The 25,074-nt window shown below is 46.0% G+C and carries 19 protein-coding genes; 6 read left to right on the top strand and 13 right to left on the bottom strand.

Features of this window, described 5'->3' with window-relative positions:
• Positions 1-42: 42 nt before the first annotated feature.
• The 3 genes from AT705_RS21230 to lanKC are packed head-to-tail and all read right to left on the bottom strand — an operon-like array spanning position 43 to position 5,482.
• On the bottom strand, positions 43-1,875 hold the full coding sequence (locus tag AT705_RS21230; protein ID WP_058798358.1) for a S9 family peptidase: 1,833 nt from the start codon (positions 1,873-1,875) through the stop codon (positions 43-45).
• Positions 1,872-2,762: a hypothetical protein gene (locus AT705_RS21225; RefSeq protein WP_157576947.1), complete on the bottom strand. Its 891-nt coding sequence runs from the start codon at positions 2,760-2,762 to the stop codon at positions 1,872-1,874. The genes AT705_RS21230 and AT705_RS21225 overlap by 4 nt, the downstream gene beginning before the upstream one ends.
• Positions 2,759-5,482: a class III lanthionine synthetase LanKC gene (gene lanKC / locus AT705_RS21220; protein ID WP_058798356.1), complete on the bottom strand. Its 2,724-nt coding sequence runs from the start codon at positions 5,480-5,482 to the stop codon at positions 2,759-2,761. Before lanKC ends, AT705_RS21225 begins: the two co-directional genes overlap by 4 nt.
• 162 nt (positions 5,483-5,644) lie before the next feature.
• Here lanKC and AT705_RS21215 point away from each other — a divergent pair, with 162 nt between their 5' ends.
• Both AT705_RS21215 and AT705_RS21210 read left to right on the top strand, forming a co-directional pair.
• Positions 5,645-6,559: an IS5 family transposase gene (locus AT705_RS21215; RefSeq protein WP_058795072.1), complete on the top strand. Its 915-nt coding sequence runs from the start codon at positions 5,645-5,647 to the stop codon at positions 6,557-6,559.
• An 816-nt stretch (positions 6,560-7,375) separates the two neighbouring features.
• The gene (locus AT705_RS21210) at positions 7,376-8,335 is read left to right on the top strand and encodes a hypothetical protein (protein WP_058798355.1); all 960 of its coding nucleotides are present in this window, start codon (positions 7,376-7,378) and stop codon (positions 8,333-8,335) included.
• Positions 8,336-8,451: 116 nt separating this feature from the next.
• On the opposite strand, the gene AT705_RS21205 is transcribed toward AT705_RS21210, so the two are convergent.
• From AT705_RS21205 to AT705_RS21195, 3 genes are all read right to left on the bottom strand, one after another.
• Positions 8,452-10,143 (bottom strand): hypothetical protein, encoded by a 1,692-nt coding sequence (locus tag AT705_RS21205; protein WP_058798354.1) that lies wholly within the window; start codon positions 10,141-10,143, stop codon positions 8,452-8,454.
• A gap of 315 nt (positions 10,144-10,458) precedes the next feature.
• Positions 10,459-11,367: a phytanoyl-CoA dioxygenase family protein gene (locus tag AT705_RS21200; protein WP_058798353.1), complete on the bottom strand. Its 909-nt coding sequence runs from the start codon at positions 11,365-11,367 to the stop codon at positions 10,459-10,461.
• 96 nt (positions 11,368-11,463) lie between these two features.
• Positions 11,464-12,156, bottom strand: a complete 693-nt coding sequence (locus tag AT705_RS21195) for an aspartate/glutamate racemase family protein (protein ID WP_058798352.1) — start codon at positions 12,154-12,156, stop codon at positions 11,464-11,466.
• Between the two features lie 241 nt (positions 12,157-12,397).
• Here AT705_RS21195 and AT705_RS21190 point away from each other — a divergent pair, with 241 nt between their 5' ends.
• Positions 12,398-14,020, top strand: a complete 1,623-nt coding sequence (locus tag AT705_RS21190; protein WP_058798351.1) for an esterase-like activity of phytase family protein — start codon at positions 12,398-12,400, stop codon at positions 14,018-14,020.
• A gap of 79 nt (positions 14,021-14,099) precedes the next feature.
• Here AT705_RS21190 and AT705_RS25420 read toward each other — a convergent pair whose 3' ends face one another.
• From AT705_RS25420 to AT705_RS21165, 6 genes are all read right to left on the bottom strand, one after another.
• The gene (locus tag AT705_RS25420; RefSeq protein ID WP_157576946.1) at positions 14,100-14,273 is read right to left on the bottom strand and encodes a hypothetical protein; all 174 of its coding nucleotides are present in this window, start codon (positions 14,271-14,273) and stop codon (positions 14,100-14,102) included.
• Between the two features lie 94 nt (positions 14,274-14,367).
• Entirely contained in the window at positions 14,368-15,375 is a 1,008-nt protein-coding gene (gene ltaE, locus AT705_RS21185; RefSeq protein WP_058798350.1) for a low-specificity L-threonine aldolase, read from the bottom strand.
• A gap of 85 nt (positions 15,376-15,460) precedes the next feature.
• On the bottom strand, positions 15,461-15,850 hold the full coding sequence (locus tag AT705_RS21180) for a VOC family protein (protein WP_058798349.1): 390 nt from the start codon (positions 15,848-15,850) through the stop codon (positions 15,461-15,463).
• Between the two features lie 319 nt (positions 15,851-16,169).
• Entirely contained in the window at positions 16,170-19,286 is a 3,117-nt protein-coding gene (locus AT705_RS21175) for an efflux RND transporter permease subunit (RefSeq protein ID WP_058798348.1), read from the bottom strand.
• On the bottom strand, positions 19,283-20,599 hold the full coding sequence (locus tag AT705_RS21170; RefSeq protein WP_058798347.1) for an efflux RND transporter periplasmic adaptor subunit: 1,317 nt from the start codon (positions 20,597-20,599) through the stop codon (positions 19,283-19,285). Before AT705_RS21170 ends, AT705_RS21175 begins: the two co-directional genes overlap by 4 nt.
• Positions 20,589-21,230: a TetR/AcrR family transcriptional regulator gene (locus AT705_RS21165; protein WP_058798346.1), complete on the bottom strand. Its 642-nt coding sequence runs from the start codon at positions 21,228-21,230 to the stop codon at positions 20,589-20,591. The genes AT705_RS21170 and AT705_RS21165 overlap by 11 nt, the downstream gene beginning before the upstream one ends.
• 484 nt (positions 21,231-21,714) lie before the next feature.
• Between AT705_RS21165 and AT705_RS21160 the strand changes: the two genes are divergently transcribed.
• The 3 genes from AT705_RS21160 to AT705_RS25415 all read left to right on the top strand — a co-directional run bounded on the left by AT705_RS21160 (position 21,715) and on the right by AT705_RS25415 (position 23,469).
• Positions 21,715-22,143 carry a hypothetical protein gene (locus AT705_RS21160; RefSeq protein ID WP_010380912.1) on the top strand — a complete coding sequence of 143 codons (429 nt, stop codon included), beginning with the start codon at positions 21,715-21,717 and terminating at the stop codon, positions 22,141-22,143.
• A gap of 358 nt (positions 22,144-22,501) precedes the next feature.
• Positions 22,502-22,819: a helix-turn-helix domain-containing protein gene (locus AT705_RS21155; protein ID WP_058798345.1), complete on the top strand. Its 318-nt coding sequence runs from the start codon at positions 22,502-22,504 to the stop codon at positions 22,817-22,819.
• 512 nt (positions 22,820-23,331) lie between these two features.
• Complete coding sequence (locus AT705_RS25415) at positions 23,332-23,469, top strand: hypothetical protein (protein WP_157576945.1); 138 nt, start codon at positions 23,332-23,334, stop codon at positions 23,467-23,469.
• Between the two features lie 520 nt (positions 23,470-23,989).
• Here AT705_RS25415 and AT705_RS21145 read toward each other — a convergent pair.
• Positions 23,990-24,754, bottom strand: coding sequence for a substrate-binding periplasmic protein (locus tag AT705_RS21145; protein ID WP_058798343.1), 765 nt, complete (start codon positions 24,752-24,754; stop codon positions 23,990-23,992).
• Positions 24,755-25,074: the final 320 nt, after the last annotated feature.

The following is a 25,074-nucleotide window of genomic DNA, read 5'->3' as shown; positions in this document are numbered from 1 at the left end:
GGGTTAAGTTATATATATGTCTCGACAACTGCGAATTCGTCGCTACAAATACTGATTAAGAAAATTGAGATAGTGATTAGATGCTGCAATAAGGTTTGCTCTGCGATTAAACCCGTGCCCTTCATCATCAAACAACAAGTACTCCACTGGCACACCATTGCGCTTCACAGCTTGCACAATTTCATCACTCTCAATCTGTAATACTCTTTGATCATTTTTTCCCTGTACTACCAACAGAGGACGACAGATTTGCGAAGCATGAAACAAAGGTGACACCTGCTTAAGGCGCTGATGCTCCAGGGCAGGATCTCCCATAACATCATAAATTCGCTTGCGAACTCCCCCCATCCAGGGAGGTATACTATTTAAGGTACGCAACCAATTTGTCACACCAAAGATATTAATCGCCAGTGCAAATATATCCGGCTTAAATGTTAATGCTGCCAGAGCCAGAAAACCGCCATAACTGCAGCCCATAATGCCAATGCGCTGACCATCCACCCAGTCCAGACTACTAAGATAGTGTTTGGCATAAAGGCAATCTTCTAAATCAACATCACCGTGTTGCCTGTCTGCCATATGGAAAAAGGTTTTCCCGTAGCCCGTTGACCCCCTATGATTCACAGCCAACACCGCATAACCATTACTCACCAAATGTTGAATCACAGGATCGAATTTTTGCTGTGACTGATCCCCGGGTCCTCCGTGTATCCAGAGCATGGCCGCAGCAGGGTTATCAGCACTTGCCTCACTGGGACGATATAACAACGCTGGAATAGATAGCCCATCAAAACTGCGATAATGAACGACTTCAGCCCGCACAAGGCGTTGCTGAGGCAACTTAGGGTTTTGCGCCTGAATTAGCCGATCATTGCTCCCATCAATGTAGTGAATGTGCAAACTGGCAGGACAAACACAGCTCTCGGTGTAATAACCAACCCGGCTTTCATCGGGCGAAAAACACAACCCTGTTGCCGCGTCTTCCTCGCGGGATAAGAGATAGGGCTTCTGTGTATTGGTATCTGTAACCTGGAGGCAGGCTTTAGCATTCCGGTTCACTTCACAGATTTGATAACGTCCCGAAGGCGAAAAATAAAATGCAGTCACATCCCAGCCAAGCCGTATCAATTCGGCGGTTTTTCCCGTCACCAAATCTAACACCCACACATTCTTATGTTCACAATCTAGATCGCTTGTATAAAACACACTTTGGCTATCCGGGGCAAAGCTCATTATCATGTGCCGCGCCTGCATATCGCTTTTACCTACCCAATAACGGGGCTGGTATTCACAACGCTTACCTTTTGATGTGTCTAAGCGATAAAACACTAACTGATTTGCTCTACTGCTCAATTCTTGTTCACACGCCAGCCACACCCCATCGCGGCTGATGTCACAGACGTTAACCTGATCACAATTGGTAAAGACACGCTGGTTTGTATAATCAGCTGCACAATAGCAGTAGACATCATAAACACTGGCGTCTCGCTGGTTATGTATCAGCCAAAATTGCTCACCGCTGTCACTCCACTGTAAAAAGCTGGCTTTGAGACCGTCACCGGGCGTTAGATCCCGACGCTGCCCGTCTGGTTCATGGACCCAAATATGATCAAGTTCATCTCCACACTGATCCTGGCGGTACAAAAATCGGCTGTCCCTGGGAAAATAACTAATGGCAAACGTCGGTTGAGTGGCGAAGTGGGTTAGTTGCTCAATTCTGTTGACCTCAGTGGCGACCCGATACACATTCGCACAGCCAGATTGATCTGAACTCAGCAAAAAGTAACGACCATCATATGAGCAAGATAAGCCAGTTAAAGTGGTGTTTTCATGAAAATGAGATGCATCGGAGATATCAACACTCAGCGGGATCATAAGCCGGCCTCCGGGAGAGCCTGGTTACTCAGATGATGGCGTGCCAACTGAATAATGGTCTCTATGCGTCCAATCTCCTTATTGCATAAGTGCGCCTGCTGACACTTAATTTTAGCCCACTCCTTTGGCTCAATTCCGGCAAGGTATAATTGCGCATAGTCTTCCAGGTGCATATTTAAAATCGCATGATTGAAATCATCCCGATGGATCCAGACGCTGGTCAAAGCTGCTCTGAAACAGTCATATTCTTTGCGACTTAGATGTGCCTGTTCAGCAATGCTGTTCGTCCCATGCAACAGATGACTATTAAACTGTATTGTTGTCCCATTCACATAATCGTACACTTGCCGCTCAAGTGTGTGTTCATCATAACAAACCGATGAATTGCCAATCTGCCTGATATCCCGCAACAGACCGGGAGCACTGCGATAATAATGCGTGTTAGTCTGTGCCAGTTGCTCATAGAGTGTAAAGTGGCTCGGGTTTTCACTATCAACCACAAACAAACCCAAATCACTTGCTGATAAACTCGGCATAGGATCTTTGTGCAGTGCAGTCCAGAGCGTGATCATTCTCGATTGATACCCATTACCTGCGAAGTAATGAATACCACCATCCTGATGTGTATTGTCCAGCCCTATCGTATCTTTGACTCTCAGTTTCCAAAGAGAAAAGTACAATGGGACATAGTGCTGATAAATATGCTGAAAATGTGTTTGATAAAAGCCCTTTGTCAAGTCATACAGTTGGACAAATGCCCCTCCGGTAAAGTCCTGAGACGCTTCAGTATGCGTAAAATCAAATGCACTATCCAATGCCCCCACCATATGTTCAAACTCTGACGAGCCGCCCTGCTGACTGACATTGATTAAATTATTAAGCATCATTCCATCGAGTCCAGTTGTACTTTTGCTGCCTGTTCGCAGGTCTCCAGACCTGACAAGTCGGGGTCAAGAAATAGTTCTCTTCCTTGTCCATCATTCAGCAAACGAGACAAGAAAAAGCCGACGCCAACCGTTCCAGTTGCATAATCTGTGGTGAGTCCGGCCAGTTTATCACCCGGGAACGCAACCCCTTCTCCTACTGCACACTGATACAAACTCACTCTGTAAGCAATTGAGTTCGCCTCCCTGAGATATTGCGCATCTTTGGTTACCCGATATAAATCCAGAAAGAATGTACCTATGCCGCTCATGCCAACAAAAGCACCTGGATAGATACAAAATTTGCCTTGGGTTGCCTGTGCAATCTCTTGTGCAAGCGCGAGGTATTTTGCCTCCCGAGTTACACTGTAAAAACGTAACAACACACAACCCACACCAACCGAGCCGAACTGCAAGTATGGATAAGTGGTTTTTTCATTGTAGTTTTTGCGCCAGACCAGCTCGTTATTAATTCGCTCACCTCTGTCAATTTCAAACTGCAGACAACGTGTAGCGAGGCGTAAGTCTTCCTGATTGTGCGTAACCTGGTACAAACGTAAAAAGAACAGTGCTATACCGGCATTACCATGGAGCAGACCGGAATATGGCTGACCGTCCAGGTTTTTGTAATACAAGGTGCCCTGATGCTCGTTTAGCTGATTGGTGATTATCTCTGCAGCTTCTTTTGCCCCCTGCAAAAACTCGGGCTGTTGAGTTTTGCTGTAAAATTGTAAGCACGCTAATCCCCAACCAGCCGCACCGTAAAACAAATCACAAGCATCATGACGCAGGTCGTTTTTCAGTACTAGCTTCATTAAACAGGTTGCATCTGACTGATACCCGCACTCATACATCACCCAGGCAATGCCAGACAGACCTGAGTATAGGCCCGGAGGCATGTTTGCCATATTCAGTGCCATGAGCTCATCAATGGCTTTTTGCACTAAAGGTTCGGCTACGATATTTGTGTACTTTCTGAGATAGTAAAAAATCCCAAACTGGCCATAAGATACGCTATAGGGGTGGGTGCTCAAGGCCCGATAGTCGACGGGAAAAGTGCTTTCTCCAACCGGGTTATCTATAAAATGGGCCAGGCCATCGGCCATCTTTTTCAATAATTGCGTACACTCGCCCTCATCCAGATTCAGCCTTTTTCGTTCAAATAAGCCTGTCTGAGCGGCTGACGCCGTTAATTGCCTTAACGTAGTGGCTATCACTTGTTTCACTTTGTCAACTTGCGCAGCCTGTAGCAGCATAGCAACCTCTGACATGCACTCTGGCAAACCATGGCTTTTTACCAATGTGCTTAAATATGTGTTCTTGATTGCCGGGTTTAAGGCAAAAAGAGGACACACCGGATGCAACAAATGAACACACAATGCACTCACAGCTTGCCAATCCTCATCCACGGTGGGTTTTCTGCGTTTGTTTTTATCGTATTCGGAAAAACCACGACTGGTTATCCTGGCGTAAAATTGTTCGTTAAGTTGATCATATGCCCCCTCCAGGTCAATCAACTTAACCTCTAACGTCTCGGGGTGTATCAGGATATTTTGCGGTGCAATATCACCAATGATAACGCCTGTCTGGTGAACCAGCTCAACCGCTTTGATAATATTAGCTAATAATAAGAAATAGCGCTGGCAGAGCTGGAGCGCCTGCTCGCCTTGATCATTTATCAATATGTTGTGATTTTCCCAATCTCTATAATTGAGAGTTTCAAAGGGGATATGTTCCAGCACTAAAAACTGATGCTGCCATTCTTTGAACACCTCGACGACTTTAGGCGTCACACCTGTGTGTTCAAGTCGTCGTAAAATATGGGCCTCATGGATCAAGCCGGAAATTGCGTCGTGCTCATTTAATAGGCTGCGGTTAATATAAGGACGCGCCTCTTTTATAACGACTGTCAAACCAGACTTTTTGTCCCTGGCAAGATATACCCCGCCTTTGCTGGAGTGACTCGCTAACGCATCGACGACTTCATAGCGATGATTAAGCAACTCAGATTCTGAATCATCATCAGGACAAGGAAATGGATCCGTTATACATTCGGGCAATTGGAAGTAAGGTAAACGAAGATCAGTCTCTCCTGTCAGCTCATTAATAACAACGGGTTTCGAAGCACCAGTCACATCGCATTCTTTATTGCCTGCAAACGTGCCATAGCGATAAAATACACAACGACTCTCTTTATACGCACGATCGCTTAAGATATAAGGTCCATAGTACGCTTCAGTCACGGTGAGAAGCGCCTCTATAACGGCCTCAAACTCAGCTTGACTGGCTGGATAGGCGGTTAAAAACTTACCGGATGACACCTTATTACAAGCTTGTGAATTAAAGAAATCCTGGATATGAGCATCAACCAAAAATTTAAATGCCACGCCAAACTCGGCCAGAACAGGAAGAATATTCTTGAGTGCCTCTGGGGTAAGGCTGGATATCAATGAAATATGGATCTTAAATCCGTGTCTGGGTAGTTCAACTGAATGAGGTTTAGCAACATACCAGGCCTCTCTTCGTTTGATTTCCCAGTTATCACCCAGTATTCCTTCAGCGATATTAAGGTAACTTTTATCTTTGACATCATAAGACTGCACCTTAGTAAAAAACTTAGATTGACTAAATAAAAAGTGCGGCAGGTCGCTTACAGATATCCGCTTATCTATTGCATCACCCATACTCTTCCTTAAATATAAAAATCGATAAAAATAAAAACCCTGGCTATGGAATTAAAAAACCAAGCCACACCAGACATACAACAAAGGGCGTTGTTTCCTAAATCATTGAACTAATTTAGCCTTATGTGATCAGATCTCGAAAGCAAACACAGAGGCTGAACTTTGAAAGAAAAGCGTATCACCAACTGGCGCGAATACAACAAAGCCCTTATCGCCAGAGGTAACATCCAACTTTGGTTTTCCGAGGACGCGATTGAACAGTGGAACAACACGCAACATCACGGCGGTAAAGGCCGGGCTAATCATTTCTCTGAACTGGCAATTGAGACCTGCCTGACTTTGCGGGCTGTATTTCGCTTGTCTCTTCGAGCTGCACAGGGTTTTGTTTCGTCACTAATATCAATGATGAAGCTTGATTTGGATACGCCAACTTATAGTTGTTTGTGCAAGCGTAGTGCAGAGCTGGCAGTTCGCTATAGGCCACACTCCAGTGCATCCGGAGGCATTGATATTGTGGTTGATAGCACTGGTTTGAAGGTGTACGGAAATGGTGAGTGGCATGCAAGAAAACATGGTGCAAACAAGCGCCGAACATGGCGAAAGCTACACCTGGCAGTTGATCCAGATACGCACCAAATCGTAGGCGCTGAGTTGTCCACAGTGTCTGTAGCTGATTCAGAAGTTTTGGGTGACCTACTCAGACCATTGCGCAGGAAGATCAGCTCAGTTAAAGCAGATGGTGCCTATGATACCAGAGGCTGTTATGCCGAAGTAGCAGCTAAAAAGGCCGAAGCAGTGATCCCACCAAGGAGTAACGCACAGTTGTGGGAGGATGGACATGCTCGCAACAGCGCGGTCATTTTAACAAAGCATATAGGCAGCAGTGAGTGGAAAAAATGTGTGAACTACCATCAACGTTCACTGGCGGAAACGGCAATGTACCGATACAAACAGCTAATGGGTGACAAGCTGGTCAGTCGTGGATTCAATCAGCAACACACTGAAGCGATGATCAAAGTGAAAGTACTCAATAGAATGACTAGGCTAGGTATGCCTGAATATCAGGGAAGCAGTTGAAATCTCGGTGTTACCTAAGTTATCTGGATTTGATCAACAAGGCCACAACAAAGCTTCTCCTTAAGAAGCCTTGCTGTACATAATAGAGCGAAGAAACCAATATTAAACGCAGCTTATAAAACAAAACAATGAATTAGAAACTGCGCTCAGACTTGGTTAGTCTTCATCTAATACCAGGACTTACCAAGCACTGATTTGTGAAGGGTGACAAGTACCTGCATTTGCATTTATTTTCTGAAGTTCGATTACTTTTTTCATGATTACATTCCTTATTAACTTTATTTAAACTTAGGTTTAGTGGCGCTAGTTAATAACCTAGCGTTAATTAATATAGCTTCTCATTCAACACTCGCCAGTCAAAAAACAAAAATTATTAAAGAAAACTTAAAAAAATTTTCACCAACACTCACAGATAGAGAGAAATCAATTTATTATCAATGCATTACCAGGCAATTACCACAAATAAAAAACAGTCCGCAACTTGTTAAAAAAGCAAGCTCTCACCCAAGTAAAACCAAGTGTAACAAGGTGTAATGGAAAAATTCTGGTTTTCTCCTAAAGTTGATTAGATTTAGCTTAATTATACGAACAAGCATTCATACAGAAAAATTCAGGAACAAGAAATCAAACCACACACAAAAAAATACAAAGGAGGGCTTAGAAATAAATATAGACACCAAATTAAATTACCACACTAATATTAATTGGTGAGGTTTTGCTTGCATATTTTCTAAAGCACCACCTCTCTAAGTTGTGGTTCAACCTTACTTTTATATGCGTATACAACAAATACGCAAAAATAAAGGAATAAATGCAATGAACGATTTTAATGCGTCCGACTGGATGCAAAATAGCCTACCCTTGATTGGCAATCGCAAACTTGTTGACATTTGTATTACTGGCTCACATGACTCTGGAATGAGCCTGATCCAGGATGGCACAGTTGGCTCTAATCAATGTAATACCCAGACGCAAACTTATAACGTGGGTCAACAATTGGCACTTGGTGCCAGATACTTCGACATTCGCCCTATCATTGGCAGTGGCGACTATTACACCGGGCATTATTCAAAAATATCAATTCCCCTGTATGGTGACTCAATGCAAGGCTCCAGAGGGCAATCGATTGAGAACATAGTTGACGAAATAAACGCGTTTACAGAACAACATGCTGAGCTGGTAATTTTAAACCTGTCTCACGATATGGACACCGACAGTGGTAATGAAAATTACCCTTCATTTACGCAAACTCAGTGGAGTGGGTTATTTGAGGCGTTGACACAACTCCAGGCACTTTACATCACCAGCCCGGATGAAAATTTCTGTCAGTCTACATTAAATAGCATGATTGGAGATGGCAAAGCCAAAGTCATCGTGATCGTTGAACCTGATAACGTCGACCTCGGAACTTATTTGGGGAAAGGCTTCTATCCTTATGCCAACTTCAAGGTATACAACGAATATGCCGATACCAGTGATTTTACCAAAATGGTAAACGATCAATTTGCCAAAATGGAATCTGTCAGAAGCCAGTCGGGGTACTTTTTACTGTCTTGGACGCTGACACAGGGCGCTGAAGAAGTTGTTGCCTGCCTGCTCTCCGGTGACGCAGAGTCAATCCGAAGCGCTGCTAATAAAGCCAATGCACAGCTGCCATCGCTCATAGCCCAACATACAACCCCTAAGCTCTATCCAAATATCATTTATACGGATAACATCATTGACGATATTTGCGCACAAGCTGCCATGTCAATCAATGAAAAAGCTGAGCCTTAACGTGAGGCCGGCAGGTTGCTGAATACGGGAAAGCCAAAAGGACTCGCGACCCAGCTACCTTTGGTGTTATCAACGTTTGTCAGAGTGCCCGGCTTTCAGGCACTCACATTCAGGCGTTATTGGTATTCAATAGTCCATTTCGCGTTGATATTATTCGCTTTGCCATAACGATTCAGGTGTAACTGTTGTGAGCTGGTGTCAAGCCAGACATACTGATCCCAGCGCGTGTTCTTGAGATTCCACACACCGCCCTGGTCTATCAGCGAGTACCCAGAATCCTTGGCAGAATCCCACAATTTTACGTAACCACTGAAAGAAGCACTGTAACTGAGGAACAGTTCAGCATTGTATCGACTGCGAAAATACACTTGCTGGTCTTTACCAGTCACACCCACAAATGCCAAAGGGTGTGCACCGCTGGCTTTGAGTCTTGCGTTGTTTTCTAACCCTGACTCACTCGATACAGCAAGGCCAGTTTCGGCGCTTTTCAGGATCATCGCCTGGCCGGCATCTGCTGGTAAATCTGGCGCTGTCCAACCATCTGGAGCCGTTTTCCAAAATGGCGACTTCCATTTCCAGTTGTATGGCATATCCATCAGCGGATCGTTAAGGTCTTCGTAACCTTCGACTGCCTCAACATTGTACAGACACTGGCGACGCTCTTCGTCTAACTGGGCTACGCGCTCAAGCTGACTAACCGTGCCAACATTCAGCTCGGCCATACATTGCTCCAGACTCTTGCCTTTGCCAGATTCACCAGGTGCCAACACATACGTGTGATCACGGCGGCTTTCATCGTCATACCATTGACGCATGGCCGTTTCATCGAAAGATAGCCAGGCGTTAACCAGCATTTGTGCCTGCGCTCGTGCATAGCTTTCTCTTTGCTCAACCGGAGTCGCCATGGTGCGAATAAACGCAGCCCACAGATCTTTACTGGCTTCCAGAGCCACCAGTGCAACCGGCTTCATATTGCTTGGACGATAACCCTCCCAGCTACCATCTGTGCGCGTACCCGGATGCCAGATCACATCACCACTTTCATAGCTAATTGCATCGCCAGTCGCATGGGTGTGCTGTTCCGCGCCTTCAGAGCATAAATATGCCTTAACCTGCCAGACTGTTTCATAGTTATCCTCAGGCAGGCGTACGGTGTGCTCCGGACTGAATGAATCCTGGAACAGATGTACGGCACGGCCAAACAGGAAATAGTTATGGTCTACGGTAACAGCACTGGCGTAGCCGCCACCATCCCACACCTTGATCTCCTTACTTTGTGCCATTGCAGCATTAACAAAATGCTCAATGAAACGTGCCTGTCCACGCTTAGCCGCGTCGACACCACCCTCGCCCCCTACATCATCATAACGACGCATAAAGTGATCCTGCTGTAAATCGGCAGGCTCCTGGGCCACGGCATTAAAACAATTTGGGCCGGTCGGATCTATGCTGGCATTGGTGACGTTAAAACCGGCGATATCAACCCAGCGCTCACCGACAATGGCCGCGAAAATTGCATCATATTCAGAGTAGTAGGTGTTGTCATTGCGACGGTTAGCGAGAATTTTAGCAACTTCCGTTTGAGCAATATTCAGTTCCGTTGATTTAGCGAGCCCCTGACCCCAGCTCAGACGAGGATCATTCGCATCTTCTACCTTAGTGTCTTGTGACAACAGCTCAAGGGCGGAGGTTCTGGTTAGCCACTCATGACCAATGGGCATAACGCCGCTGCCGCCTAACTGGGTAAATGCGCTGACTTGAGTATTTGCTGCCATTGCAACAACACAGGCAAGATGTTTTAACTTCATAATTACTCCTTAACTAATTTTGCATCAGCATTGTCACATAATTGAAATATGAAATCTTTAATAAAAGCATAAAAAATTCATAAAAATTAAGTAATTTAGAATGCTAAATGAACAAAACCAGATCAAGCAGTATAAAAAACCGACAACCAATGACTTGTTAAGCATCAAATACTTAACAATTATGAACTGGCTAAACACCTTTGTGCCGGAGGTAACATAGCTGGGGGGTTAGCTAAAGAGGCACCAGAAAATTAAGGAAAGGGAAACACAATTCCCTTTCCACATTACTCAGTGATCAATTTCGGTTGCGTTGTGTCAGCGTAAATCTGCCGGTGTTGGGTAATCCGGATGTTCAACATTGCGATGCGACCAGACAGCGGGGATGGGTGATTCACGTCTCTCTTCAATCATAGTGACTAAAGTTGGCAAGTCATGTTCTGGTTCACCATAGTATTCCAGCCAGCCTGCAGGCACGTCCTGAGGGTCTGCCGCCTTGAGTACATGGGCCATCCATTGTTTTCTGAGTTCGGCCCATTGCGCTGATTGCATAGCACTTTCTGCAATACCATCAACCGGCCGCAGTTCAATGTAAATTGTGCGACGCGGGCCTTCACTTCTTTTTGGTTCAGAACTGTGTAGTATCATCATGTCCTGCACCAAAATATCACCCGCTTTGGCTGGTTGCTGCACAACACCCGGGATATCCCAGCCGTACTGGCTGGACAGCTCATAAATATCTAAAACCTCATGCTGAGTATCAGGCACATATCTTAGGCAGCCGTCATCCAGATCGGCGTCGTCCAGATACACACCAACATTTAAATAGGGGTAGTTACGTGGATGTGGCGCACCATGGTGCCAGGCAATATGGGGATGTGGGTGCGGATACTTGTAAACCAAATCAAGCTGCATAGGCACGCATCCCAACCCTACCATCTGCTCGCAGATGGCCATCATGGTTGGACTGGCCAGCAGCTCCAATACCAGCTCTGGGTCATCAAACAGCAGATCATTGTAGCGAAACAGTTTTGGTTCTTCCGACTCTGTTGACAAAAAATACTGATTACGCAGCGCACCGTTTGCCAGATCCGCCTTTGCCGAGTCTTCTAACCTGACAGATAAGTCTCTCAGACGCGCTAGCAAACCTTGCGACAAAGCCTGTTCAAAGCGCACAAAACCATTTTGCTCGTAAAAACTCAGCTTTTCCTTTCCTATTGATACCATAACCAAACTCTTTCTTTATTAATAACCAACAAGTTAGCTTGGCTCAATATGATAAAAATTGCAATTACGAGTTATTACGCGACAAGGCTCACACTGCTATTTTAGCGACGCTTGCAAAGCGGATTGTACATGGATATGAGTCGTATCATAAACAGGTATATCCGCGTCTGAGTCACGGACCAGTAGCGCTATTTCAGTGCACCCCAGAATCACCGCCTCGGCCCCTGACTCCTTCAATGAAGCAATGATCCGCAAATAATCTTCACGAGATTTATCCAGTACTTTACCCAGGCATAACTCCTGATAAATCACATCATGCACCTTTTGCTGATCTGACTCGTTCGGTACGCACACTTCAAGGCCAAACTTTTCCTCCAGGCGGGTTCGGTAAAAGGCTTCCTGCATTGTAAATCGTGTCCCAAGTAGCCCCACTTTTTTGACTTTGTCCCGCACCAGCACCTGACCGGTCGCATCTGCAATGTGCAGTAATGGAATATTGATGGCCTGTTGTACTTCATCTGACACTTTATGCATGGTATTGGTGCAGATCAGCGCAAACTCCGCGCCCGCCGCTTCAACAGATTGCGCTGCTCTTGCTAACAATTCAGCGGCAGCTTGCCAGTCGCCTCTGTGCTGCTGCGCCTCAACCTCTGCAAAATCAACACTAACCAAAGCGATTTTCGCAGAGTGCAGGCCTCCCAGCTGGGCTTTTACTCCTTCATTCAATAAGGAGTAATAACTAACTGTTGACTCCCAACTCATGCCACCAATCAGGCCGATTGTCTTCATTTTGTCTGTCCTGTTGTTTTCATACTTGTTGCCTCAGACTCTCACAAGTAGCGGATAAATTGCAGCTTTTTTATTACCTTAATCAGCATATTCAGACAGACGACAACAACCAACAGACGGTGTCATCATTTCGTTATTGTACCCGTTTAGATTAGTCCTCGCAGTTTTCATGCTTAATCAGCCAGAACCCGCTGCCCTTCCTTTGCGTGCTCTGGCCACAATAATTAGAAAGGATCAAACAATGAAATGTGGTACAAAAAGTCTGCTGGCATTATCTGTGATATTCGCTCTGACAGCCTGTGATGGCGATAACGGGAAAGACGGCCAGGCGGGAACCAATGGTACAGATGGTCTAAACGGCAGCGCCGGGCAAACAGGTAGCAAAGGATCGGATGGTGCTAATGGGCTGACCAGCCTGTTGAACCAGGAACGCTTATCTATGGGCAATGAACACTGCTATTTTGGCGGCGTTGCGCTGCAATCAGGTATCGATAGAGACAATAGTGGTGCGCTGAGCGAACCTGAGATCAGCCAAACCAACTATGTATGCCAACCGTCTCCTGTGACTAATCAGGGCTCGCCACTGCCCTATACAGCCATGCGCGGCGACCTGCAAAATGGTGATATTGCAGGCAGCACTTTTGAAGTACGCAACGGCGGCTATGGCTCTGACATGGTTGCTCACCCTACCAATAATACACAATTCTATGCACTCACCGATCGTGGTCCTAATGCCACCTACACAGGCGACTACGGCAAAGGTAAAAAGTTTCCGACTCCGGACTACACGCCCCGTATTGGCTTATTTGAACTACAAAATAATGGCCAGATAGTTAAACTAAAAGAGATCCTGCTAAAACGCCCTGATGGCACGCCAATCACAGGCCTGCCGAACAGCTCAGATCTCGGCGGTACTGGTGAAACCCCGTACGATGCAGACGGTGCCCCCATTTTGGTTGATAACACTCAACCTTATGATGCACAGAACAACCCGCTCAAACTCGATGACTATGGCCTGGATGGCGAAGGTCTGGTTGCCTTAAAGGACGGTAGTTTCTGGATCAGTGATGAATATGGCCCACATATCGTCCATTACGATGCCAACGGTGTTGAACTATCCCGTATCAATGCATTCGCAAACGATGACCGCGCAGTGCTGCATCTGCCTGCTGAGTTTGCAAATCGCCGTGCAAACCGGGGCATGGAAGGCCTGGCCATTACACCGGACGAAAAAACCCTGGTCGGTGTAATGCAATCGACTTTATATAACCCGTCAAAAGCCGTGAAAGACCTGGATATTGTTCGTATTGTGACGGTTAACCTGGAAACCAAAGCGGTAGGACAATATTTATATAAACAGGAAAAGAATCAGAACTCAAATTCAGGGATCGTCGCCCTGTCGGCGTCAGAGTTTCTGGTCATTGAACGCGATGGTGCATTTTATAACACGACGCCAGACGCGATGAAGCACATTTATAAAATCAACCTGAGCGATGCCACCAACCTGGAAGAGGTAGCCTCCTCACCACAGATAATGCAGGATGAACAGCTCGGGTTAGTGATGAACGGCAAGACCCTGGAAGAGGTCGTCATGGAACAGGGCTGGGACGCCTTAAACGATGCAGGGATCGTACCTGTGAGCAAATCTTTGGTGCTCGATCTGGTTGAGCAGGTTAGCTATCCGCACGACAAGCTTGAAGGTATGTGGTTAATTGATAACTCCAGACTGGGTGTACTGAATGATGACGACTTTGCCACCTGGTCCACCAATGGCATGCTTGAACAGAAATACCTGGATGCAGGTAAGACACAAGTGGATGGCAATCGCCTGTACTTATTTGAAGGCCTCTCGTTCTCAAAATAAGGCTTCAACTAGCCTTATAGCAAAGCCAGGATAAAACCTGGCTTTGCTGATTTTCCAAATGTCGTAGTCACCCAGACAGTTAGAAATCGTACGTCGGACACCCCTTTTGCACGTCGGTTAGCTCTGGCAAGCACTGAATCGCATTCTGCGTATACCACCATCCGCCGGCAACCTTAGGCGTCATTGCTCCTGGTAAAGCCTTGGTATCTGCCGTCAGGCCTTTGAGTTTTCTTTTGCTTAATTTCAGTTTCATTACAATGTTCCTTATATAGAGAAAACTCAATTATGAACACAGCAAACCTAACCATGTCAACAAATTGAAACAAATATATGTAATACGTTAATTATTACTGCGCTTTAAGCGCGTTAATCAGCGTATCGATATCTGAGCGGCTGACCCCCAGGTGAGTGACCAGTCTCATCCCCTGATAGCCAGGTGTGATCTGGATCCCCTGCTCGAGCAAGTTCTTGGCCACCAGCTGAATATCAACCTCTCTGCCAACATCCACATACACTAGGTTAGTTTGAACCGGGTAAGCAGACGCATCAAATCCGTTTACTTCATCAAGTCGCTGTGCAAGATAGCGCGCGTTGTCATGATCTTCACGCAAGCGCTCAACATTGTTCTCCAGCGCATACTGGCCCGCAGCCGCCAGAATCCCTGCCTGACGCATGCCACCACCGAGCATTTTTCTCAGCCGTCTTGCCTTGCTAATCAGTGCCTTGCTGCCCAAAAGCAAAGAACCAATGGGGGCGCCCAAACCTTTAGATAAGCAAATTGTCATAGAATCAAAATGCGCTGCAATAGCCCGAATGTCGACTTCCAGTGCCACTGCCGCGTTATAGACCCGGGCACCATCAAGGTGCAGCTGCAAACTGTGCTGATCGCAAAATGCGCGTGCCTGAGCTAAATAGTCCAAACTTAACACTTTGCCACCAATGGTGTTTTCAAGGCTCAACATCCGGGTGCGGGCAAAGTGAAAGTCATCGGGCTTGATATAAGTGGCCAGCTTTTGCAAATCCAGACTGCCGTCGGGCTCATTCTCTACCGGCTGCGGCTGAACCGAGCCCAGTACTGCCGCGCCACCAGCTTCATACCGATAGTTATGCGCATTTTGCCCACATAAGTACTCATCTCCACGCTCGCAATGCGCCAGTATTGCCAGTAAATTAGCTTGTGTGCCTGAGCTGACAAACACCGCCGCCTCAAACCCATGGCGCTGCGCCGCAAACTGCTCCAAATGGTTCACTGTCGGGTCATCTCCGTAGACATCATCGCCTACTTCTGCCTCAACCATAGCCTGAAGCATGGATTTACACGGTTTGGTAACGGTATCGGATCTGAAATCTATCATTGTTGTTCTTCCTGTTTACGGCGATATTCAACCGCCAGTAAAAAACATTTTTTGCTTTTACACAAGCAAGATACGGCGACTTGTGTTACTCATCCGCATAACGCTTTTCAACCCGCCAGGGCGGGTTAAGGCGATTTTCACCGGCCCAGTATAACTTGATTTTGTTACCGGACGGATCGGCCACTATGGCCTCTCGCCATAGGTAAGGCTCGTCAGTTGGCGCTTGTAATAAACGGATACCGCGCGACTCAATCATCGCAATCCAATCCTCCAGCGCTTCATGCTCAAAATAAATCGTAGTGTTGTGAAGAATATCCTCCTCACACAGAGACAGTGAGAAAGTCGCCTCTCCTTCGGGGCAAACAAAACGTGCATAGTGAGGCGTATCGACTATTTGGGTAAAACCCAGTTTGAGGTAAAACTCGACAGCCTGTTCCATATTATGGACGCTCATCGTTACCTGATTTAAATTCATGTTCTCTCCTTTTTGGTCGTCACAACGCGATATCGCGCTGAAAGAAAGCCAAGGATAAAACCTCAATATTACTTTAGGTCAACACCTTAATATAAACTTTTGAATGAGGGCATTACCTGACCAGCATCATGCTGAGATAGGAGCTTCTTTTCTCCCCGGCCAAGGAGCCAGTATTGAGCACAGAATGGCGAAGGTAGAGAGGTATCTGTATTAAAGATGCGGAATGAAAAGATGGCTGATAGGTTCTGTCTGTCAGCCAAATGAAGGATCTCTATTACCATACGCCCCCAAACCTTAGCTTCAGGGGCGTCTGATTGGCCTAAGCCTTGGCTTGTAATTCATTCAGATGATGTTGTGCCGCTAAACCTCTGTCTTCGAGGATCACATGCAGACACGGCAAGATAAACAGCACCAGAAAAGACGACGCGGCAATACCAAACAGCAAACTCACCACCAGAGGCTGTAAGACTTGTGCCTGTAAGCTGCTTTCAAGCAGCAGTGGCAACATGCCCGCAACGGTCGTCGCAGTAGTAATAAACACTGCCCGAAAACGCTCCCGCGCTGCCTGCACCGCAGCCTGATGCGCATCCAGTCCCTGTTTTTGGTGCTCCTTGATATAAGTCACCAGCAAGATGGAATCATTTACTACAATCCCGGCCAGCGAGACAAACCCCATCATACTTGGAATGGTAAAGTCATATCCCAGTAATACATGTCCCCAGAGTGCCCCGATCAGCGCCAGTGGGATCGCCAGCATGACCATCACAGGCTCCATATAACTTCTGAACTGAAAACTCAGAATAATAAAAACCCCCACCAGTCCCATCAGAAACTTCTTACCAATTGACGACCCTGTGCTACCACCCTCTTTCACTTCACCTTCGTAACTCACAGATAACGAAGGGTATTCAATCAGCAAAGGGGCAACCACAGCTTTGTCGACTGCCGCAATGATCTCTCCGGTATTAGCAATCGCAGCATCCACATCGCCAGTAATGGTGACTGAACGCTGACCATCTACCCGATTAATACGGGCATAGCCTCGCGCCGGAATAAGCTCCGCAACGGCTGATAATGGCAGTTGTCTGCCGTCAGCAAGGGTGATGGGGTAATTTTGTAGCTGCCACCAGGACGATTTATCTTCTTTTCTGAGTCGTACGTCCAGCTCTATGGTTTCATCACCGCGCTGAAACTCATCCGCTTTTTGACCAAAAAAAGCGGTTCTTAACTGATTGGCTATGGTCGCGCCATCTACGCCCAGCGACATAGCCCCGGGTAGCAGACGCACCAGCCATTCCTCTTTACCCGGACGCAGGTCATCCATCAGGTTCTGGACGCCATCATATTCGGCCAGTGCCTGTTGAATAGCGAACGACGCACTCGATAACATAGCAAGATCATCACCATATAATCGGATTTCTATCGCGCGCCCGGCTGGACCCAAAGCTGGTTGCTTAAATGCCAGTGCCAACGCGCCGGGGATCTCACCAACCGCATCTCGCCAGCGGTCCTGTAACTTAAGCAGGCTGGTATTTCGAGTTTCGGCCGTAAGTAAATCAGCACGTACAGTAGCAACATGTGTTCCCTCTTCACCGGCATCCTGGTTGCTGTTGTATTCAACAATGACGTTTTGTACCAATGCCTGCTGTTGTGGTTGCGCAGGTGTAAACTCCTGGTTTAACTCGTTCAGTTCATTAACTGCATGGGTAACCAGCTGCTCTGTTTCATATAATGGAGTGCCCTGCGGCATCAACAGTCGCATTTCAAGAATATCTCCCTCCAACTCAGGAAATGCTTTAAACTTCAGAAAACCACCGGCCATCAATGAGATGCTCAGGAAAAACATAGCCAGCACCGCACCGACTGCGGCATAGCGATAAGTTACGGCACGCTCAACCCACTCGACCAGCACCTCAGTACGAAAGCGTTCAAATCCTTGGTTAAAGCGCATTTTGAAACCAGAGGCCGTTTCGTCCTGCTTGTTGTGCAAAGAATGTAATAGATGATTAGGCAGAATTAGGAAAGCCTCAACCAGGCTCACAACCAATACAGCAAGCAACATCTGTGGGAACACTTTCATGATCTGACCAATATCGCCCGCTATAAATGCCAACCCGGCGAACACCGAAGCCGTGGTTAAAAAGGAAGACAATACACCAGGCGCGACCTGTTTAACGCCTTTGATGACACCCTCATCAATGTCTTCCCCTCGCTCTACATGGCTGGCAATGCTCTCAGCAATCACAATCGCATCGTCCATTAGTATTCCGATTGCCATCAACATACCAACCATAGAGATCATATTGATGCTGACCCCGAGCACAGTCATCAAAAAAAATGCACCGAGAAAAGAGATAGGCAGCCCCATCGACACCCAGAATGAATAACGCCAGGTAAAGAACAACCACATTACGGCGAACACCAGCAAAAAGCCCTGCCATGAATTAGTACTAAGCATAGTTAAACGATCGGAGACAATTTTGGCCTGATCTGAGGTCAGTGCCATTTCGATCCCAGCCGGAATTTGCTGTCGTTCTCGCTCAACAAATTGATAAACCTGCTCCACCAAATCAAGTGCATCCTGCGCTTTGGTTTTCTTGATTTTAAGTAACGCGGCGGGTTTGCCATTGAACTCAACTTTCGCTTCGTCCAGTTCAAAGCGCTCTATGACTTGCCCCAAATCTTTAAGCTTTAACTGCCCACCTGACTGAGTACTGGCGATCACCAACTCGCCGAGCTCTTTGGCTGTCACCCCTTGCTGATCAAAGCGAATTTGCAACGTTTTGCCTTTGGTCTCTAAATTACCAGCGGGCAGTTTGATGTTTTGTCGCTCTATATGACTAACCACATCGTTTATAGACAGCCCGTACTGGCGTAGCAGCGACAAAGACAATTCAACTCTCAGCTGACGATCTGAAAATCCATGGATCTCAACCAAAGAAATATCGGGCAATCGCTGTAGCTTGCGCTTTACCTGCTCAGCGTAGTCTTTTAGCTCTGCTGTCGGCAGGTCCGCACTGATGGCTAAGGTAATGAGTGACTCAGTCCGGCCAAGCTCTTTGATAACCGGACTCTCGGCCTTGTCCGGAAAGGTATCTATGGCATCGACCTCAGTTTTTACATCCGACATCAGACGGGTGATATCACCGCCTTCTTGTATCTCGACAACCATTTTGGCCATGCTTTCACGTGCTTCACAGCTGATCTGCTCGATGTCGCTCAGTCCATCCATGGCCTCTTCCAGGGGCACACATAACGCGAGCTCGGACTCTTCCGGGTTAGCACCCGGGTACGGCACGCTGACCTGAATCTGACTGGGCGCTATTTCGGGAAAGGTTTCTCGCTTTAGCTGCGGGAGCGCACTCAGCCCAAGCACAATGATGGCCAGCATCAGCAGATTGGCCGCGGTCGGGTGACGGGCAAAATAAGCAATCATAATGCCTGCTCCTGGGCTGCCTGAGCCTGGGTACGCAGCGCACGGCCAGGCACTGCCGGGATCACATCACTCAGCACCACCACATCACCTTCAATGACACCGCTTCTGATCACGGTACGGCCATTGGATTCAAATGCCACTTCGACGTTGCGGATCACTAACTTTCCGCCTTCAAGCAAATAGAGCCTGTCACCATGTAATGCCTCGGATGGCACCGATAACAGAGGCCGTGGAGCACCTTTTACTTTTACCTGTACGTACATATCACTGATCAAAGGTGGGCGCTTTCCGGGTTCGAACGCTTTGTAATCGAATGCCACATCAACTATCAAGGTGACAGTGTTGCCCTCTGGGTCGATACTTTCACCGACACTGGTCAACTTGCCCTGCCAGCTAAACTGCTTGTTACCTATATATAAGCTGGCCTCTGCGTTCAGGTCCCAAGTTTGTACATCCGGGAATTCTCCCTGGATCAGCTTAGGCGCAATATACTGTCCAAAATAACGCATGTCGCTCAACGCAACCTGTACAGGGATCTCCATTAAGTCAGTCCGATGTGCTGTTACCAGACTCTCACGCTCTGCAACAACCTGTTGCATCTCTACGCTCACAGCTGCTATTTGGGCATCAAACGGCAAAGTGATGGTAGTTTTTGCCAGTTTACGCTCTGCCTCACTTAATCTGGCCTGTGCCAGTTTCACTTTGGCCTCAGCTACCGCCATGTTGTCAGGGTGCTGATCCACAGCATTGCGAACATCAAGCACTTTTTGTTCCTGAGCCCAGACATTCGCCTGCTCGGCGTCCACTGTAGAAGCAGACACTGAACCAGATTTAAGCAAACCTTGTTTACGCCTAAGCTCTTTTTGCAACACGCTCAGGCGCTGCTCTTCCAAACGTAAAGATAAAGACAGTTTTTCGTCGTTAAGCTGAGTACGGGACAATTCCGCTTTTGCAGAATTAAGATCTGAACGAGCTTGTGCCAACTTAAGTTCATAGTCAATGGGGTCGATTTTGAGTAACACAGTGCCAGCAATGAGGGCTTTACCCTTTTCAAGATTAGGGTGGCGATAAATAACCCGGCCAGTCACTTCTGACAGCGCCTGCCAGCGCTCCTTAGGCCGTGCGCGCCCAAAACCCGTCACATAGGGTTCGATAAGGGTTTTCCTAACCTCTACCGTTTCGACCATTAAAGCAGTCGCACCTTTGTTGTGCTTTTGCGGTGGCTTTTTCCCCGAAGCCAGGGCAATTAAAATCGCAATACCTAACAAAGGTAATACAAGCAACCAGCGTTTTTGTAGCCAATTAATTTTCATTTTTATCTCGCTCTTTGAAACAGCCATACTTGAACATATTGGCGTTATGGGTTGCCATCTTTGACAGCTGCTCATCGTTAAACTCTATGCCCATCTGAGTCGCCATACTCTCTCGCATGTACCAGGGAAATATCATCAAACCCATCAGGTTCAACATCAACAACCGATCATCCAGCTCTTCTTTGATCAGCCCTTGCTGCTTAAGCTGGCTCAACATATTGAAGAAAAATGGCTTTCGGGTATTCTCGATTCTCTCTATTAAATAATCTCGGCAGATCCCTTGTTCAAGTACAATTTCTTTAAACATCAGAATTGGAAACGCTGGCGACTGTTTTATAACGCCATAGAAAATATGAAAGATATCTTCCAGATCAAACGCCTCATCATTACCTAGTGCTTTTTCAATACCAGACATCACCTCGCCGGTGACCTCCATAAACATCGCTTTATACAGGCCTTCTTTATTTTCGAAGTAATAGCGGATCAGCGCCGCATCCACACCTGCCTCTTGTGCCAGCATACGCGTGGTTACCTGCGAATAAGGTGCAGTGGTAAAACAGCGCCTGGCAGCCAGCACCAGACGTGCTCTGCCATCTTCATCGTTTTTATCGGGACGACCTCGGGTTTTCATATTGCTCCTGTCTGCGCCTGCTCATATCCTGAAAACGAACATGAAGGAGGCGATTAATTCAACACCTGATGAATAAACCAATTCTAGGGCACTGATAATTTTTGACCACAGAAACAATTCTCCAAATCACGCTACTTTGATGAATAGCAAACAAACTGAGATACGCGTTTTTTACTTCGGCCTCAAATGCCAAGTTCAGACCCCAGACTCACTCTCTGACAATGTCGTTCAACTGAACAGAAATCCGCCAGGAAAAAATAAACAACTTGATAACCTGGATTACGCACTTCGCTACCCTACCCAAATGGGTAGTAATTTTACCGTTAATTAAGTTAAAAATAATGAACACATTAATATTTAACTGCGCTATTATTTAACATGATAACAACAGATGCAGGTACTTACCTGAATGAAGGTAAGGCCAAAGGAAAGTGCAGCTTGTACAGATAACTTATTGAATAATAACACTTGAAGGAGACAAGACATGTTTGAACAATTTAAGTCGTGGGCTACGTCTGCTCATAAATCCGGCACGGATATGTTTACTTCAAACTTAGTCCCATTGAGCGATGTAACAATTAAAACCGTTTTTAATCAGGGTGTTCATGATATTGCTAAGTACTCTCGCAATGGTCGCTCAGTATATATCAAGCATGTTTATCTCAATCGCCTTAACGAAACGGTAAAGCCAAACATCAGCGCCAGCGATATCGACTTCTTCCGCTCATTGGACCAAATATTTCAATATTGCTATGTACTGGTTTATGTCAAATGCAGTCGTTCCAGTAAATACGATAGTGCCTTTTTTCTGGATGATTACGAAGCCATTAAAGGGATCAGCAAAAGTGAAGCCATGCAGCGCCAGACCGACCTGACCTCCATCGCCCGCATAATTAGAAGTGAGTTGCTCTGACGCCTTGCCGAATGGCGTCAGGGTTACAGCCTGAGTGCAAGTCAGACCATCAACAAGCTTACGAGCACAATGCTGTGAATAATAACCAGACAATACACAGACAGCTCTCCCAGCACGTTTCATTAGGCAAAACTGCGCAAGGCTTTGCCAAATAAACAGATTACTCAAGCTCACTAGATAACATAGCCAGTTAACAAATCACTAAACGAGCCAAAAAACAATGAAATTAAACATGAGCCCTACGCGGTACAGTGTTGCGATGAAAATTTTCATCAAATGATGGAAACATGATCGCAAACATTGCAGGTGCGTTACAATTATGTAAAATATATTCATTGAACCTCTTACAGGAAAAAACATGAAAAACAGTCCAGGGAAGAGAAAACGTCAAATAGAAAAATTCAAAGTGCAAATGCAACGCTGTATTCGCCAAATGCGCATTGAAATGGGCTTGAGCCAACGGGAATTGGCTGCCAAAATGTCCTCAAAAGTCGACCAATCTACCGTGAGTAACTGGGAGAGTGGAAAAACAGAAATGACCAGTGCCCAACTGCTGGATATATTTCTGATCTTTGGTAAAGATATGGTGACAACGTACTTGGGCTTCTTATCGAGCGAAGAAGAAGAGTCTGGCACCAAAGAAGAACAAGAAGAACAAGAAGAAAAGGAGTCTTAGGATGGATTTTGGTACTTTTATTACATATGCCCCACTTCCTTTAATTATATTTGCTTTATTGATTACGTGGAAATATGAGTGTTCGCGTTTCTTTCTTTTTCTGTTGCTCATTGTAGAGCTAATTGACGAAGTACTATACAAGACAAGTTTATCATGGACCACTCACCACTACCTGTACTGTATGGTATTGGATATCATGTTTGTTGTCCCGATTGTATACAGAAAAGCAATATCTAACTGGCTATATAATAAAACAGGTTCGGACTTTTTTAGACGGGTTTGTGAATCTCATCATTATTCTCTGCAGGAGATTGGTCTACTGCTGATATTTGGCCTTAATTTTGTTATTAATTTCATTGTTTACATAGAGATATGGCTCTACAAGCTGTATGTAATAGATAACCCCTATATTAAACTTATATTCCGAAACCCCATTCAGATCGGCTTGCATATTTTTGGTATATGTGCACTCCTAACTTACACTGTCAAAACACCTCTACGGGAGAAATATTATGAAGGACAAAATTCCAACTAAATTATTAGTAAAAATTCATGCTGGTACAGGTGGCGGTGGTGGTGGTGGTGGCCCAGGCCTCCCAGAACGCGAAGCTGTTTACATACCACCTCTTCCTAAGAAGAAATCAGGTTAAGTTTTTTTAATAAGACTGATTAATATATTCATCAAAGACTGTGAAAATGTATTGCCAAATCAGATAGTAGGAATACGAAAACGAAGGGTTTTACAATACACAAGCTAGAAACTGAGCTTTTGAAACACGTTAAAGGAGGTGTCGGTGGTGGAACAAGTAACCTCCCTCACGATCCGAAAAGCATTGGTATTATTGATATCAGTACATTACCGAAGGAAAAGAAATCCAAGTCGCTCTCTAATGGCGCTTGAGATGTCTACCCTAAAAGTACCTTGTAGGAAAATGCTTGCAGGTCAAAAGTGGGTCGTATTTTCGTAATCGCTCATTAATATATTCATAGCCGGACGCACAGTTCGGCTAAATCTAGCGCAAAAATCTTCTCCAATAGAGATTTTTCTACACGTACACAAAGCAGCCAGTACCAGGCTTGATTTCCAGTCTTTCATACTCCGCCTCCTTGACGAGTGAGGTATCTTGGGTGATGCCTGTTATCATACCAGCTATGTATACAAAATCCGTATTACTCCTTGTGTGCTGCGCTGTGCCAGTATTCTCTTATTTTCTGGTAACGGCCCGTCTGGATCAGTTTAGTCAGGCTGGTGTTAAACGCATCCCTGAGTTGTGCGTCATTAAATGCGACATAAAACCACAGCGGGTTATTTTCGAATGGCAGCAGTACTTTACCCCATTGATTATTGATGTAAACCGAGGATGACTGATTGAGTTCAGACAAATGCCAGCGCAGCAAAGTATCATCAATGAGGATCACGTCACACTTGCCGTTCAACCATTCAATCACTTGCTCCCGTTGCTTTGAAAATTCCAGATAGTCTTCTTTGCTCGCCACAATCTTGGTGAGCTCAAGGTGTTCTGACGCATTTTGCCACGCGCAGATACTGTGCCTGGCAAGCTCTTGCATTGAGGTCAGAGTGAAACTTGGATCGCGGCTGTGGATAGCATAGTTACTATAAGAGATAAAAGGCACGGAATAATACAAGCCAGGTTGAGCACGAGACATTTCAACCGCGACATCTATGTCACCGCGTTCGAGTAAACGCTGCATTCGTTTAATAGATACAAACAAAGTTTTGTATTGCCAGCCTAAAGGCGCCGCTGCCTGTTTAAATAGCTCAACACTAATACCAGAGCCACTGCGTTCATCCACATAGGGTGGACGACTCAGGCCAAACCCCACCACCAACTCTGTAGAAAATGCAGTATGGCTAACCAGCAGCAGATATGAAATGATGGCTATACCAGTCAGAGACTTACAGCGCTCCAGCATACAACAATCGAACCTTTTCAATCACTCACCCCAAATTTGAGTCTAGCATAAATTTACACATCTCCCTTTCAACCCAAATATTATGGTTATCGGGTACAGCGATTAAAGCCCGTTCTGCCGCCAAATTAACGCCACACATAATACCGCCCACGGTCATCTCCTGCCCCGACACACCGCTATCTCATGCTTCGACACAGGAACTGCTTGCAGACAGCTCAGCAACTGATTATACCGAGATTGCCCAGGTACAAATGTTTATCAGAAGGTGGTGTGAAGTGTTATCAACTGGAACAGGCAGACAAACAAAACAGGTCGCTGAA

This window comes from Pseudoalteromonas rubra, from assembly GCF_001482385.1.
GTDB classification, from domain to species: domain Bacteria; phylum Pseudomonadota; class Gammaproteobacteria; order Enterobacterales; family Alteromonadaceae; genus Pseudoalteromonas; species Pseudoalteromonas ardens.
The sequence above is the reverse complement of the archived record's forward strand: the minus strand, read 5'-3'. Positions and strand labels throughout refer to the sequence as shown.